Source organism: Vibrio sp. N418 (assembly GCF_000222565.1).
GTDB lineage: Bacteria > Pseudomonadota > Gammaproteobacteria > Enterobacterales > Vibrionaceae > Vibrio > Vibrio scophthalmi.
Genome location: NZ_AFWD01000082.1, coordinates 16714 through 32117, shown reverse-complemented (window position 1 = coordinate 32117; position 15404 = coordinate 16714). Strand labels below are relative to the sequence as shown.

At 42.0% G+C, this 15404-nt stretch carries 13 protein-coding genes; all 13 read left to right on the top strand.

Going from position 1 to position 15404, the window contains the following annotated elements; all coding sequences use genetic code 11:
* Positions 1-563 precede the first annotated feature (563 nt).
* The 13 genes from RH86_RS17025 (at position 564) to RH86_RS16965 (ending at position 15401) form a co-directional block, all read left to right on the top strand.
* Positions 564-1049: a hypothetical protein gene (locus RH86_RS17025; RefSeq protein WP_190275924.1), complete on the top strand. Its 486-nt coding sequence runs from the start codon at positions 564-566 to the stop codon at positions 1047-1049.
* Positions 1050-1185: 136 nt separating this feature from the next.
* Entirely contained in the window at positions 1186-1509 is a 324-nt protein-coding gene (locus RH86_RS17020) for a DUF6572 domain-containing protein (protein WP_009387537.1), read from the top strand.
* Positions 1510-1659: 150 nt separating this feature from the next.
* A complete protein-coding gene (locus RH86_RS17015) occupies positions 1660-2169 on the top strand; it encodes a hypothetical protein (protein WP_009387536.1) in 510 nt (169 codons plus the stop codon).
* A 2434-nt stretch (positions 2170-4603) separates the two neighbouring features.
* A complete protein-coding gene (locus RH86_RS17010; protein WP_009387534.1) occupies positions 4604-5200 on the top strand; it encodes a hypothetical protein in 597 nt (198 codons plus the stop codon).
* Between the two features lie 622 nt (positions 5201-5822).
* Positions 5823-6284 carry a hypothetical protein gene (locus tag RH86_RS17005; RefSeq protein WP_009387533.1) on the top strand — a complete coding sequence of 154 codons (462 nt, stop codon included), beginning with the start codon at positions 5823-5825 and terminating at the stop codon, positions 6282-6284.
* 1863 nt (positions 6285-8147) lie between these two features.
* Positions 8148-8723, top strand: coding sequence for a hypothetical protein (locus tag RH86_RS17000; RefSeq protein WP_038219863.1), 576 nt, complete (start codon positions 8148-8150; stop codon positions 8721-8723).
* Between the two features lie 77 nt (positions 8724-8800).
* The gene (locus RH86_RS16995; RefSeq protein WP_223296364.1) at positions 8801-9160 is read left to right on the top strand and encodes a hypothetical protein; all 360 of its coding nucleotides are present in this window, start codon (positions 8801-8803) and stop codon (positions 9158-9160) included.
* A 1795-nt stretch (positions 9161-10955) separates the two neighbouring features.
* Positions 10956-11546 (top strand): hypothetical protein, encoded by a 591-nt coding sequence (locus RH86_RS16990; protein WP_009387530.1) that lies wholly within the window; start codon positions 10956-10958, stop codon positions 11544-11546.
* A 222-nt stretch (positions 11547-11768) separates the two neighbouring features.
* Positions 11769-11954 carry a hypothetical protein gene (locus tag RH86_RS20585; RefSeq protein WP_009387529.1) on the top strand — a complete coding sequence of 62 codons (186 nt, stop codon included), beginning with the start codon at positions 11769-11771 and terminating at the stop codon, positions 11952-11954.
* Between the two features lie 19 nt (positions 11955-11973).
* The gene (locus tag RH86_RS16980) at positions 11974-12237 is read left to right on the top strand and encodes a hypothetical protein (protein ID WP_009387528.1); all 264 of its coding nucleotides are present in this window, start codon (positions 11974-11976) and stop codon (positions 12235-12237) included.
* A 1252-nt stretch (positions 12238-13489) separates the two neighbouring features.
* Positions 13490-14131, top strand: coding sequence for a hypothetical protein (locus RH86_RS16975; RefSeq protein WP_009387527.1), 642 nt, complete (start codon positions 13490-13492; stop codon positions 14129-14131).
* Positions 14132-14271: 140 nt separating this feature from the next.
* Complete coding sequence (locus tag RH86_RS16970) at positions 14272-14760, top strand: hypothetical protein (RefSeq protein WP_009387526.1); 489 nt, start codon at positions 14272-14274, stop codon at positions 14758-14760.
* A gap of 140 nt (positions 14761-14900) precedes the next feature.
* Positions 14901-15401 carry a GNAT family N-acetyltransferase gene (locus tag RH86_RS16965; RefSeq protein WP_009387525.1) on the top strand — a complete coding sequence of 167 codons (501 nt, stop codon included), beginning with the start codon at positions 14901-14903 and terminating at the stop codon, positions 15399-15401.
* The last annotated feature ends 3 nt before the right edge of the window (positions 15402-15404 follow it).

Below are 15404 nucleotides of genomic sequence, written 5' to 3'. Positions count from 1 at the left end.
TGAGTCGTTCTTTGCCCCTTTGGCTACTCGCTGGGAGTAGACTCAGCAAATCACGATTGTCTGCCCCAATTCTTGAATCACTTCACCGGTAAAAATGCCAAGGTTCGTGGGTTGCTTCATTGGATTTTTCGGGTGGTTTGGTCGTCTTGTTTCTCTGGCTCAAAGTCGCTTTGGGCGTATTTCCCAATAAGCTAATAACCTTGGCAGTTGCCTCGGCAAATCACCATTGTTTTGCGCAGCTTTTGCTAAGAAAGGGCGCTTGTTGAAAACGTATCGAGTTGCCTCATTAGCAGGGAAGTGGACTTACTCGTTGTTGGTTTGGCGCATCTACCGGTCAAGTGAGTTCGAGCTTGTGACTTGGTTCAGAAATCTAGGTCTGCATCCCAGTTCTTTGCCAAGTAAATCAACGAATTGTGCTAAAACATAACAAAGCATTTAAGACGGATTCTCAACGCTTGGCGATTTCAGTCTAGGTCAGCTTAAGTGCTAAATGTGGCAAGGTTTAGGCTTGGGTGCTCGCGTTGTTCACCACTTAATGCGGCGTTATGTATTTGGAGGGAAATTTGAACTTAGACAATATCGCAGCAATTGCGGCTTTTTGGGGAGCATTGACAGGTACATGTGCCTTGATCATACAGGTATTAGGTTTCCTAAAGGATGGTATCATCATCAGAGCAGTCCCAAGAATGTACTATTCGGTGAAAGTTGTTGACGGTTGTGATGAACCCGTAGAAAAAATCGCTTTCGACATTGATATTGCAAATATAGGGCGCAGGGTTGCGTATATTGAGTCAATTTCTTTTTATCCTAAAAAGTCTGATAGTAATGAATCCTTACATGTCAGCCTGTTTGACGCAGATAGCCGTTCAGACCTAATTGAAGTTAAGGAGGGAGAAAAATATTACTTCAGAAGTGATAGCGATTATCGGAATTTTTCCGAGGTACTTGGGGAATTTGGTGTTCTTGAAATTAGACTTACTTCTGGGAAGGTAACTAAAACACAGTTTAAAGTCACAAAATTTTCGCAGATACCGATAACAAATACATAACAAAGCATTTAAGACGGATTCTCAACGCTTGGCGATTTCAGATTATTTCAGCTTCAGTGCTAAATGTGGCAAGGTTTAGGCTTGGGGGGGCGCGTTGTTCACCACTTAATGCGGCGTTAGTTGTAAAGGGTTTAAAATGACGATCGAGCAGCTCGATAAAGTTGATTTTATCGCACATGACGATGAGAAAGTAACACTTGTAATATCCGATCATTTAGAGTGGGATGACGGAAATGAAAAGCTATTGATGCTACAAGATAAACTGAACCTCTATTTATCATTTATTGAATCTGGTGAAATATATGAGCGATACCCGATAGCGAATGGGAAACTTTTTGAAATTAGGGTTGTTTCTAAATATCAGCCAAACCATGAAGCTGAACAATTCATTTCATTGGTATCGAAAGTCGTCAGTGATGCTGGATTTAGCTTTACGCTAGAGTTGGGCAATTACAACTAACAAAGCGTTCAAGACGGACTCCCAACGCATGGCGTTTTCAGCTTTCTTCAATTGAAGTGTCTATGTCACAATGGTTTAGGTAGGGTGGTTGGCGTTGCTCACCACTTAACGCGGCGTTAGAAGTTCTCAATCAGGTTAGCATTGAAGTTTATGTTAGAAATTAAAGAGTTTATGCCGTTTTTTCAGACTTTACTTGGTGGTGCTTTGACATTCCTTGGGGTGTACTTTGTCCAACGTAAATCTGATAGGCGAGAAAACGATAAATTGTACCGAGAAACTGTACAGCAAGCATTTGAAGCACTAAATAGGGTTGAGACCCTTTATATAAATGAAGCTATCGTTTTTTATAAAGCTATACGTGACTCAAATCTCGGCAAGATTAAAGAGTCAGTATTCGGAGAGCAAGCTTCAGAGTGCAGTGATAAAGTAGTTGCATTGTTAGAGTTGTATTTTCCATTTATGGAAGAATTTATCGAAGAGTTTTGTGAAATTGAAGCTGAATTAGTTAACTATCATAATGAAGTGATCGACTCATTTAATGAGGTGGACTTGGAAACTTACAACAAAGAATCTGAGCGTCTAAGTGATGTTATGGCTGAAAAAATCGCTCAAATGAAATGCTTACTGTCTGATATGATGCATAAAAAAACAAACTTCTAACAAAGCATTTAAGAGTGATTCTCAACGCTTGGCATTTTTCATTCCATCGTTGAGTTTAGTGTTTACGGTGGTAAGGTTAGGTTTCGTGGTAGCGTTGCTCACACCTTAATGCGGCGTTATGTTTTAATGGAATTTCAATGGCTTAAATGCCTTTGAGTCGTTCTTAGTCCCTTTAACCATTCGTTGGGAGTAGACTCAGCAAATCACCATTATCGCTCAGTTCTTAAATCTCTCAGCCCGTAAAACATGCCAAAGTTCGTGGGTTGCTTCATTCAAATTTTAGGGTGGTTTGCTCGCCTTGTTTCTCTGGCTCAAAGTGGCTTTGGGTATATTTCTCAATCAGCCAATAACCTTGGCAGTTGAGTCGGCAAATCGCCATTGTTCTGCGCTGTTGTTGCTAAGAAAGGGCGCTTGTTGAGGCTTGATCGAGTTGCCTCATTAGCAGGGAAGTGGGCGTACTTGTTTCCGGTTTGGCACATCTGGCGGTCAAGTTAGTTCGAGCTTGTGATTTGGTTCAGAAATCTAGGGCTGCACTTCAGTTCTTTGCTAAGTAAATCAACGAATTGTGCTAAAACATAACAAAGCATTTAAGACGGATTCTCAACGCTTGGCGGTTTCAGTCTAGGTCGGCTTCAGTGCTGAATGTGGCAAGGTTTAAGGTTAGGTGGTTGGCGTTGCTCACCACTTAATGCGGCGTTATGTTTTAATGGAATTTCAATGGCTTAAATGCCTTTGAGTCGTTCTTTCCCCCTTTAGCTATTTGTTGGGAGTAGACTCAGCAAATCACGATTGTCTGCCCCAATTCTTGAATTACTTCACCCGTAAAACATGCCAAGGTTCGTGCGTTGCTTCATTCGATTTTTCGGATGGTTTGGTCGTCTTGTTTCTCTGGCTCAAAGTCGCTTTTGGCATATTTCCCAATTAGCTAATAACCTTGGCAGTAGCCTCGGCAAATCACCATTGTTCTGCGCTGCTTGTGCTAAGAAAGGGCGCTTGTTGAACCTTAGTCGAGTTGCCTCATTATCAGGGAAGTGGGCTTACTCGTTTTGGGTTCGGCGCATCTGCCGGTCAAGTGGGTTCTAGCTTGTGACTTGGTTCAGAAATCTAAGTCTGCATCTCAGTTCTTTGCCAAGTAAATCAATGAATTGTGCTAAAACATAACAAAGCATTTAAGACGGATTCTCAACGCTTGGCAATTTCAGTTTAGGTCGGATTTAGTGCTAAATGTGGCATGGTTTAGGCTTGGGTGGTCGCGTTGTTCACCACTTAATGCGGCGTTATTGTTTTAATGTAATTTCAATGGCTTAAATGCCTTTGATTCGTTCTTTGTCCCTTTAGCTACTCGCTGGGAGTAGACTCAGCAAATCACCATTGTCGCCCCGTTCTTAAACCACTTAGCCTATAAAACATTCCAAGGTTCGTGGGTTGCTTCATTCGATTTTTCAGGTGGTTTGGTCGTCTTGCTTCTTTGGTTCAAAGTCGCTTTGTGCGTACTTCCCAATCAGCCAATAACCTTGGCAGTTGCCTCGGCAAATCGCCATTGTTCTGCGCTGTTGTTGCTAAGAAAGGGCGCTTGTTGAGGCTAGATCGAGTTGCCTCATTATCAGGGAAGTGGGCTTACTCGCTTTGTGTTCGGCGCATCTGCCGCTCCAGTGAGTTCGAGCTTGTGATTTACTTCAGAAATCTAGGTCTACACTTCAGTTCTTTACCAAGTAAATCAACGAATTGTGCTAAAACATAACAAAGCATTTAAGACGGATTCTCAACGCTTGGCAATTTCAGTTCAGGTCAGCTTGAGTGTTAAATGTGGCAAGGTTTAGGCTTAGGTGGTTGCGTTGTTCACCACTTAATGCGGCGTTATGTAAAGCGGGTAAAATCGGTATTATTCTATTTATTCGCTCTCTCTACCCATCGGTTTTCATCCTCGTCAAAATCAGCTCTTTCTGCCCTGATTCTTTGCCAAATTAGCCGTAAAACATGCCAAGGTTCGTGAGTTTCCTCATTCAGTTTCAGAGTTGGTTCGTGGTTAGTCTTGCTGGTTCAAAGTGTGGGAAGGGCAAGGTTAACGAAAGTCCCCATTTTCTGATGGTTTCTTTCGTTCGGTTTCCCAGATTCAAAAGCATTTTTGGTCGCTGCTCATCACCATTTTTCACTTGTTGAAGCTTGGTCTGTAACATTGCTGGCTCTGCAAATTCGTGAACACTGTTGGGTTCTTTGGCTTTGGCTATTTCTTCGATCGTACAGGCTTGGTTTTTCGTGGTAACTTTGGCTTATGTGGCTGAATTTACATAACAAAGCATTTAAGACGGATTCTCAACGCTTGGCAATTTCAGTCTAGGTCGGCTTTAGTGCTAAATGTGGCAAGGTTTAAGCTTTGGTGGTCGCGTTGTTCACCACTTAATGCGGCGTTAGTTGAAAGGAGTAATTTGTAACCATGAACGAAGGCTTTATTCGACAGCGTCGAAATTTATATACGGTAAGTGGTATTCTGTTATTTTGTTTTCTAGCCCAAGTCAAAATATCGCAATTGAGCGTTGTCGGTATTAGCTTTAGTGGTTTTGACAAGCCAGAAGTTACATTTTGGTTTTTGTGGTGTATATGGGGGTACTTCTTTTATCGATTTATAGTGTATTTTTTCGAATATGAATTCTGTACTTTCAAAGAACTTTGGTGCAGGGAAATAGGACGCTATTGCGATACATATTTGGTTAAGTTAGCGCGTTCGCAATCTAGTGGGAACTACTTAAATAATGCTAGTTCGTATTATCAAATGAAAGCTAATGGTTGGACACTTCGTTTCCAAGAGGAAAAAGGTCAGGATGAAATTGGTGGTGTCATAGTCGAGAATCGCACTATCGAAGTTTATTGGTGGCAGATCATCAAATATCAGATTTTTGGTATTATTCGGTTTACCACAATGACTCCCGCAGTTACTGACTATATATTCCCTTTTGTTGGTAGTTTGTTAGTTTTTGTTTTTGCGGGAATTCTTGGGCTTTGGCAAGGTGCGCTATTTGAAATTATCAACTAACAAAGCGTTTAAGACGGATTCCCAACGCTTGGCATTTTCAGTTTACTTTGGGTTAAGTGTTTATGTCACAATGGCTTAGGTAGGGTGGTAGCGTTGCTCACCACTTAACGCGGCGTTAACTGGTTCCCATAAAAATCATCCTTGTGTACGTTTCTGTTTGTAGCTGATTCCGCTGATTTGCATTAGTTGGTCTAATGAAACGATTGTGTTTGCGGCTAAATTGCGTGACTGCGTGTTAGACGCTTACTAGGCGTCTAATATAGGGGTTCGGAGTTAGGTGACTAAGTTTCATGGTACAAGTATTAGATTGTGAGATATTCGACAGACTCAGAAAATAGTCGAAAGAGTACTTGGATTAACTATTTGGGTAAGCTGAACTAATGGTTATCCTAGCTTTTTGTGGTTGTGTTGAGTTCACCAGTTAACAAAGTGTTTAAGAGGGACTCAAACGCTTGGCGAGTTGGTATCAAATGTCGAGTTAGGTGTTTCAGCAACAATGGTTTAGTTTTGGGGTATAGCGTCTTTCGCCCCTTAACACGGCGTTATACCACTATGTGGAAAATTGAGTTTCTGCAATCAAGAAAGTAGTTTACGATTTGTCTTTTTTAAAGCAGTTCTATATATGTCGTATACAGCTAAAGCTGAAGCTCTTGCCAAGGCTATTCTAATACTTGTTGATGGTGGAGTTGATGATTCGCACTGTTATCGTAGTTTAGTTGATAATTTGTATGCTTATCGTGTTGGCGCAGTCAATGGCACAGGTAAGTGGGATACAAGGAAGATAAAAGAGCAATGCCAGTGGACAATCTCAGCTCGAAATAGTGACAAAGTTGAGAAAGAGCATGTTGTGCCAATGGCTGAAGTTGTACGGATCTTATTATCGATAACAAATCCTCAAATCTCAGATGTTTATGATGTTATCGACAAGTACTGTGTCTACTGTATCGTTACACCCGAAGAGCATAGTATTTTGAATGTAAAATACCAAAGAAAAATGCCATCAGAGTTCTGGGATAGTAACACAGAGTACTATATGGATGCTTGGTCAAGATACAAGTTGTCTGGTTTAGATGTCATGTTTTAGTCGTGGTATAACAAAGCATTAAAGACGGATTCCCAACGCATTGCGTTTCCGGCTTACTTCGGTTTAAGTGTTTATGTCACAATGGTTTAGGTCGGGTGGTTGGCGTTGCTCACCACTTAATGCGGCGTTATGTTTTAATGGAATTTCAATGGCTTAAATGCCTTTTAGTCGTTCTTTTCCCCTCTAGCCATGCGCTGGGAGTAGACTCAGCAAATCACTATTATCGTTCCTTTCTTAAATCACTTAACCCGTAAAACATGCCAATGTTCGCGGGTTGCTTCATTCGAGTTTTCGAGTGGTTCGGTAGTCAGGTTCTTCTGGCTCAAAGTCGCTTTGGGCATATTTCCCAATCAGCAATAACCTTGGCAGTTGAGTCGGCAAATTGCCATTGTTCTGCGCTGCTTTTGCTAAGAAAGGCCGCTTGTTGAGGCTTGGTTGAGTTGCCTCATTATCAGGGAAGTGGACTTACTCGTTGTTGGTTTGGCGTCTCTGCCGCTCAAGTGAGTTCTAGGTTGTGATTTGGTTCAGAAAACTAGGTCTACACTTCAGTTCTTTGCCAAGTAAATCAACGAATTGTGCTAAAACATAACAAAGCATTTAAGACGGATTCTCAACGCTTGGCAATTTCAGCTTAGGTCAGCTTCAGTGCTAAATGTGGCAAGGTTTAGGCTTGGGTGGTCGCGTTGTTCACCACTTAATGCGGCGTTATGTTTTAATGGGATTTCAATGGCTTAAATGCCTTTGAGTCGTTCTTTGCCCCTTTGGCTATTCGTTGGGAGTAGACTCAGCAAATCAGTATTATCGATCCATTCTTAAACCACTTAGCCCGTAAAACATGCCAAGGTTCGCGGGTTGCTTCATTCAAGTTTTCGGCTGGTTTGCTCGCCTTGTTTCTCTGGCTCAAAGTCGCTTTGGGTATATTTCTCAATCAGCCAATAACCTTGGCAGTTGAGTCGGCAAATCGCCATTGTTCTGCGCTGCTTGTGCTAAGAAAGGGCGCTTGTTGAGCCTTGATCGAGTTGCCTCATTATCAGGGAAGTGGACTTACTCGTTGTCGTTTTGGCGCATCTGGCGGTCAAGCGTGTTTCAGCTTGTGATTTGGTTCAGAAATCTAGGTCTGCCTCTCAGTTCTTTGCCAAGTAAACCAGCGTTTTGTGCTAAAACATAACAAAGCATTTAAGACGGATTCTCAACGCTTGGCAATTTCAGTCTGGGTCAGCTTTAGTGCTGAATGTGGCAAGGTTTAAGGTTCGTGGTCGCGTTGTTCACCACTTAATGCGGCGTTATGTAAAGCGGGTAAAATCGGTATTATTCTGTTTATTCGCTCTCTCCACCCATCGGTTCCCATCCTCGTCAAAATCCACTGTTTCTGTCCCGATTCTTTGCCAAGCTAGCCGTAAAACATGCCAAGGTTCGTGAGTTTCCTTATTCAGTTTCAGTGCTGGTTCGTGGTTAGTTTTGCGGGCTCAAAGTGGGGAAAGGGCAAGGTTAACGAAAGTCCCCACTTGCTGATGGTTTCTTTCGTTATATTTCCCAGATTCAAAAGCATTTTTGGTCGCTGGTCATCACCATTTTCGCTTGTTGAAGCTTGGTCTGTAACATTGCTGGCTCTGCAAATTCGTGAACACTGTTGGGTTCTTTGGATTTGGCGATTTCTTCGGTCGTACAGGCTTGGTTTTTCGTGGTAACTTTGGCTTATGTGGCTGAATTTACATAACAAAGCATTTAAGACGGATTCTCAACGCTTGGCAATTTCAGCTTAGGTCAGCTTTAGTGCTAAAAGTGGCAAGGTTTAGGCTTGGGTGGTCGCGTTGTTCACCACTTAATGCGGCGTTAAGCTCTAATTTGATGAAATGAGGTTTTATGGAAAACAGAAGTATGCTCTTGAGCCAAGTGATTACGGGCTCAGTTGCAGTCATAGCATCTTTGGGAGCGGCTCTAATTACATCAAATTACACATTGGAAAGCGCAAAGGCTCAAGTAGAAAAAGACATGATCGTTTTATCTGCGGCTAACGCTAATGAGAATGCAAAAGAAATTAGAGCTCGTGCTGAAGAGTACCTTTTAGCTTTTCAAGATCTAATGGAATTACTAGGTAACGAGCGTGTTGTCGTCGAAGATGCACACCAGCAAATTCACAAAATGGACAAGTTAGCTCAAGGGTTACTTGTGTATGGTGGCGCAGAGTTAGGTTCTGCCAGTTTTACTTTAAATTTAGCAATAAAAAATGCTCTGTTATCTTCGTCGAAGGACGATGTGACAGATGTTTTTAACGCAGCTAATGCGTGGTATCCGGCATATTTTTCCGTGATCAAAACCTACGATAATCATGCTATGCCGAAAAAAGCCAAAGCTGATCTACAAGACAAATTAATGAGTTCGCTGTTGGGCGAGCTTAACAAAGCGTTTAAGACGGATTCCCAACGCTCGGCATTTTAGGCTTACTTCAATTTAAGTGTTTATGTCACAATGGGTTAGGTCGGTGGGTAGCGTTGCTCACCACTTAACGCGGCGTTATGTGTTTTGAAGGAATGGTAACAAAAGTGAAAATCTCAATATCCTCAGAGGAATTTGTAAATGAGTTCTCTGAGCTCAAACGTCAGCTAGTTGAAGGCTATTTTTCGAAGGATTCAGAAATATCTCGCCTAAATACGTTGGAAGACGCTGGTATCGATGCGAAGCAGTTAGATGTAATAAAAGGCGTTGTGGATGAGTCTTTGACGGATGCTCTGTATACAATTCTACTTGGTTTAGAGGGTAGTGCAGCTATCGGTAAGCATCAGATTTGCTATAAATTACAAGATGAATTAGGCACTGAGTTAACAGGTGAGTTTGAAGAGTTAGCTTTCGAGGCACTGCAAGAAAAACACACATAACAAAGCGTTTAAGACGGACTCCCAACGCTTGGCGCTTTCGGCTTTCTTCAGTTTCAATGTTTATGTCACAATGGTTTAGGTAAGGTGGTTGGCGTTGCTCGCCACTTAACGCGGCGTTATGTTTTAATTTAATTTCAATGACTTAAATGCCTTTGAGTCGTTCTTTGCCCCTTTGGCTATTCGTTGAGAGTCGACTCAGAAAATCACCATTGTCGATCAGTTCTTCAATCCCTTAACCAGTAAAACATGCCAAGGTTCGCGGGTTGCTTCATTCGAGTTTTCGGGTGGTTTGGTCGTCTTGTTTCTCTGGCTCAAAGTCGCTTCGGGCGTATTTCTCAATCAGCCAATAACCTTGGCAGTTGAGTCGGCAAATTGCCATTGTTCCGCGCTGTTGTTGCTAAGAAAGGGCGCTTGTTGAGGCTTGATCGAGTTGCCTCATTAGTAGGGAAGCGGGCTTACTTGTTTTTGGTTTGGCGCATCTGCCGCTCAAGTGAGTCTGAGCTTGTGATTTGGTTCAGAAAACTAGGTCAATACTTCAGTTCTTTGCCAAGTAAATCAAGGAATTGTGCTAAAACATAACAAAGCATTTAAGACGGATTCTCAACGCTTGGCGATTTCAGCCTAGGTCAGCTTTAGTGCTAAATGTGGCAAGGTTTAAGGTTAGTGGTCGCGTTGTTCACCACTTAATGCGGCGTTATGTTTTAATGGAATTTCAATGGTTTAAGTGCCTTTGAGTCGTTCTTTGCCCCTTTAGCCATTCGCTGGGAGTAGACTCAGCAAATCTCCATTGTCGCCCAGTTCTTAAACCACTTAGCCCGTAAAACATGCCAAAGTTCGCGGGTTGCTTCATTCGAATTTCCGGGTGGTTTGGTCGTCGAGTTTCTCTGGCTCAAAGTCGCTTTGGGTATATTTACCAATTAGCCAATAACCTTGGCAGTTGCCTCGGCAAATAACCATTGTTTTGCGCCGCTTGTGCTAAGAAAGGGCGCTTGTTGAGGCTTTATCGAGTTGCCTCATTATCAGGGAAGTGGGCTTACTCGTTTCCGGTCTTGTGCATCTGGCGGTCAAGTGAGTCCGAGCTTGTGATTTGGTTCAGAAAACTAAGTCTGCATCTCAGTTCTTTGCCAAGTAATTCAGCAAGTTGTGCTAAAACATAACAAAGCATTTAAGACGGATTCTCAACGCTTGGCGGTTTCAGTCTAGGTCGGCTTCAGTGCTAAATGTGGCAAGGTTTAAGGTTGGGTGGTCGCGTTGTTCACCACTTAATGCGGCGTTAATCAGCTGCTGTTAACGTAAGGTTTTAATTGCTAGTAGTTGGTCATTCGCTGTTGGGTGGTTGCCTTAGTCTATGTTCAATTGTGCGTTTTGCTTTTGCTGTTTCTTTGGTGTGAGTGCCATTTGAACTCATCGAAAGAGCTAATATGCCAATAACCGTCTTCGCTCTCAGTGGTTCATCGTTGTGGCAATTAGCAGCCCGTTATCTTGGTGGGTGGCTCGTCCTTTGAAACCTTGGGTTTGGCGTTGGCTGACAGCTTGGTTCTGGAAAGTTAAGTGGGTCAGCAGCCAGTAGAAATCAGGTTAGTTTGTTGTGGTGATCGCTGTGGCTTGTTTGAGTCTCGCGCTTGCGGAAGCCACTTTATTAACAAACTGCTTAAGACGGACTGCCAACGCTCGGTGAATTCACTTCAAAGTTTGCTCCGTGTTTACGGTGGTCTATTTACGTTTTGTGGTATGTTGTCAGCCACTTAGCAGGGCGTTAAGTGTCCGGGCGAAAGAATCAAATTTTGAGGTTTCTATGAGACAGTCTGTTTCCAAAGATGAACTTTTGAAGTACGCAAAATCTAGCCTAGTGTTTTATGGACTCGATCTTTCGCGAGTAAGTTCTGTTTTGATTGCACAAATTCTTCAGATGGAATCAAATCGCGTAATCAATGTTCATAGCATTGGAGATGAACTCAAACGGGTCGAAGCCGGAGAATCGAAAAGGGTCGGCACTTTTAAGCATTTACCGTTGCGAGGGTTATATAAAGCTCATTTTTATGACGCTCTATTTATTCTTGGTAATATGAAAGCAGAGTTTGGTTTCGCGAATGGTGGAAATAAGCGTCTAAATAAGGTGGTCAACGAAGCATTTCAGCAAAATGAGTCAGGTTATGTTGATGAAGAAATGGCAATGTTTCTAGCTCATGAAACAACAGTGGGAGCTATAGAAAAACGAGCCCGTGAAAACCGCTTGACTGGTGAATGGATTATTTTCAAGGAACATCAAGGGAAAAAGTATTATCTATCAGTAGCAAGTCATACAGAAAAGGATTCTGACATCTTTAAAAGGGTACAAATGGCATTTGATATGGACTTTCCTTTTTTACAAACATCAGACACTTAACAAAGCGTTTAAGACGGATTCCCAACGCTTGGCATTTCCGGTTTGATTCAGCTTTAGTGTTTACGGAATAATGGTTTAGGTTGGGTGGTTGGCGTTGCTCACCACTTAACGCGGCGTTATGTATCATAGCATTCTAGTTTTATAGCAAATAGTTGTTTATAAGGAGGGTGTTTTATTGAATAATAACAGAATGTCGTTTTAGTGTTTGGATGAGGATTGAAAATGAACGATATTGAACAATGCCCGAGTTGCAAAAAAAACTATGAAGTAAAAGAGCTTGGTGGAAACATGCCTGGTTCAAAAGAAAGCGAAGAAATAAGATGCCCATATCAAGGGTGCAACCATATGTTTACCCGTAGAAGCAATGGTTATTTCAAAACGTACAAGTTGCCAGAGTCTCAACAATAGCCAGCACGTGAAGTCAAAAATGAAACTAAAAAATACGTCAGTATATAGGGCTGGCGCAACAGAACGTTATTGGAAGAAAGAAAGTAATAAATGTCGTTACGAGATCGATAAGTCAAATGGCTCTCTAGATATATACTTCTCAATAGCTTCTAAAGGTGGTGGTACAACTGATATAAAAGTAACAATCGGCAAAGACGACCTACCTTCTGTATTAAATGACATCTTGGATGCCCACCACACTGAATTTAAACCAAAGTATCAACAGTTAGAAAATAATACATAACAAACTGTTTAAGAGTGATTCGCAACGCGTGGCATCTTCACTATGCGTTGCGTTTGGCGTTTAAGGTGGTATGCGGCGGCTTCGGTATTGCGTTGCTCACACCTTAACAGGGCGTTATGTTTTAATGTGATTTCAATGGCTTAAATGCCTTTGAGTCGTTCATTGTCCCTTTGGCTATTCGTTGAGAGTAGACTCAGCAAATCACTATTATCGTTCCATTCTTAAATCACTTAACCCGTAAAACATGCCAAGGTTCGCGGGTTGCTTCATTCGAGTTTTAGGGTGGTTTGTTCGTCTTGTTTCTCTGGCTCAAAGTCGCTTTGGGCGTATTTCTTAATCAGCCAATAACCTTGGCAGTTGAGTCGGCAAATCGCCATTGTTCTGCGCTGTTGTTGCTAAGAAAGGGCGCTTGTTGAGACTTGATCGAGTTGCCTCATTAGCAGGGAAGTGGGCTTACTCGTTTTTGGTTTATCGCATCTGGCGGTCAAGCATGTTTCACGTTGTGATTTGGTTCAGAAATCTAGGTCTGCATCTCAGTTCTTTGCCAAGTAATTCAGCAAGTTGTGCTAAAACATAACAAAGCATTTAAGACGGATTCTCAACGCTTGGCAATTTCAGTCTAGGTCAGCTTTAGTGCTGAATGTGGCAAGGTTTAGGCTTGGGTGGTCGCGTTGTTCACCACTTAATGCGGCGTTATGTAAAGCGGGTAAAATCGGTATTATTCTGCTTATTCGCTCTCTCCACCCTCCGGTTTTCATCCTCGTCAGAATCAGCTCTTTCTGTCTCTATTCTTTGCCAAATTAGCCGTACAACATGCCAAGGTTCGTGAGTTTCCTCATTCAGTTTCAGTGTTGATTCGTGGTTAGTTTTGTGGGCTCAAAATGGGGAAAGGGCAAGGTTAACGAAAGTCCCCATTTGCTGATGGTTTCTTTCGTTCGGTTTCCCAGGTTCAAAAGCATTTTTGGTCGCTGGTCATCACCATTTTTCGCTTGTTGAAGCTTGGTCTGTAACATTGCTGGCTCTGCAAATTCGTGAACACTGTTGGGTTCTTTGGTTTTGGCTATTTCTTCGGTCGTACAGGCTCGGTTTTTCGTGGTAACTTTGGCTTATGTGGCTGAATTTACATAACAAAGCATTTAAGACGGATTCTCAACGCTTGGCAATTTCAGTTCAGGTCAGCTTTAGTGCTAAATGTGGCAAGGTTTAAGGTTGGGTGGTCGCGTTGTTCACCACTTAATGCGGCGTTATGTGTATGGTCAGTATTGGAGCTAAGAAAATAGTGACTAAAAAAGAAACTCGCTTGAAGCGAAAGAAAATGGCTCGTGCGCATCTAAGAAGCAAACGAGCACGATTGGAAAGGCTAAGAGCTAGGTTGATTCCGCGAGTTCGACACATTGATGGCTTTAATAAAGAAACATTTGAAAGTTATTACTCACGTTGGCACAAGTCTCTAAAAAATATACCCATGTGTGTGGTTGAGCAATGGGCTTATGAACACAATGATGAATTTATAGAATATTGGTCAAAGTTGTTACCTCGTAAGTGGAAGTTTCATTTAAAAGGATTAACAACGGAGCAGGTTATGAACATTCAAATGCTTGAGCACAATCGTAAAAATTATGAACATGCAGGGTTACTTTGCATTGACCAGAAATATGCTCGGACTAGGCTTTCAAACTACATGTTTGACAATTGTACATTCCCGCGACCAATCATCGTTTTTGAGAAAAATGAAGCTTTGATTCATCCAAGAAGCTACGGTGAGATTGCTTTTGACCATGAATTTAATCTGGCTGAGGGGCACACACGCCTAGGCTTGTTCAGAGCTATGCATTCAAGAAATTCATTTTTCATTGAAAATCATGACGTTTGGGTAATCGAAACAAACACATAACAAGCAATTCAAGCTGATTCACAACGCTCGGCGCTTTCGGTTTCAATTTGTTTAGTGATTACGGTGAAGTGCTTGAGTAAAGTGGTAGCGTTGCTCACAACTTAATTGGGCGTTAAGTTTTTTTGGAGAGTTGGTAGTATATGAATGATGAGTTATTGACCGAGCTTAGGAGGCTACAGAAGACTCGAGGCGATTTATCAGCGTTTTCCAGCCACGATGACTTTTTACCTTGGTCTGATGAAATTCCGCCTCTCTTAGAGTTCGATGAGAGTTTGTGTAATAAATTTGTTTTTTGGGCTGACCACGTAAAATCGGCTTATAGAATGGGGCGCTCACATCATGATGCTTTAGGTGAGTGTATCGGTGTCGTTAATCAAGCCATCAAGAAGTTAGAAATTAGGGCGAGTTCCAATATCGAACCTCATCAAACCGAACCTGCTTCTGATTTATGTTATCCAGATAAGATTACTCTCAAGTGGTTATATCAACATGTTCCGTGGTCTATGTGGGTGGGTTTTATTGGGGTTTTAATTACTACATTTAGTTTAGGAATCGTATTTTCTGAAACAGAGTTATATAACTCGCTTAAACCAAGTAGTGAAATTAGTAACGTGAAAACAAAAACTTAACAAAGCATTTAAGACGGATTCTCAACGCTTGGCGATTTTAGCCTAGGTCAGCTTCAGTGCTAAATGTGGCAAGGTTTCGGCTGGGTGGTCGCGTTGTTCACCACTTAATGCGGCGTTATGCCTAAAATGGAAACTGACAATTGAGGTGCAATTTGAAGGTTAGAGCTGTTATTGAGTCAGACTGGGATTCGATACTTCGAATTCAGGCTGAGGTGTATCATGATGGTGTGCTCGAAGATTTGGACGTACTAAAAAGCAAAAGTATCGTGTCACCTACAAGTTGTTTTGTGTGCGAGTCGAACGACGGAGAAATCGCGGGTTATTTGTTGTCACATCCGTGGGATAGTCCAATACCTCCAAAGTTGTTTGAACCGTTAGTAATGGTCAGTGGTAACCATCAGTTTTTCATCCATGACATGGCAGTTAGTGCCACAGCACAAAACAAAGGTGTTGGTCGATTGTTGACTAATCGAGTGCTTGAATTAACGAAGAAAATGGGCGTTAACAAAATTAGTTTAGTTGCAGTTCAAGGCGCGTCAGGCTACTGGTCGACATTAGGTTTTAGTGCGTTGGAAAGTAGCGATATCAGTCTTGTATACGGCGAAGATGCTGTATTCATGGAAATGTTAATATCGGCATAACAA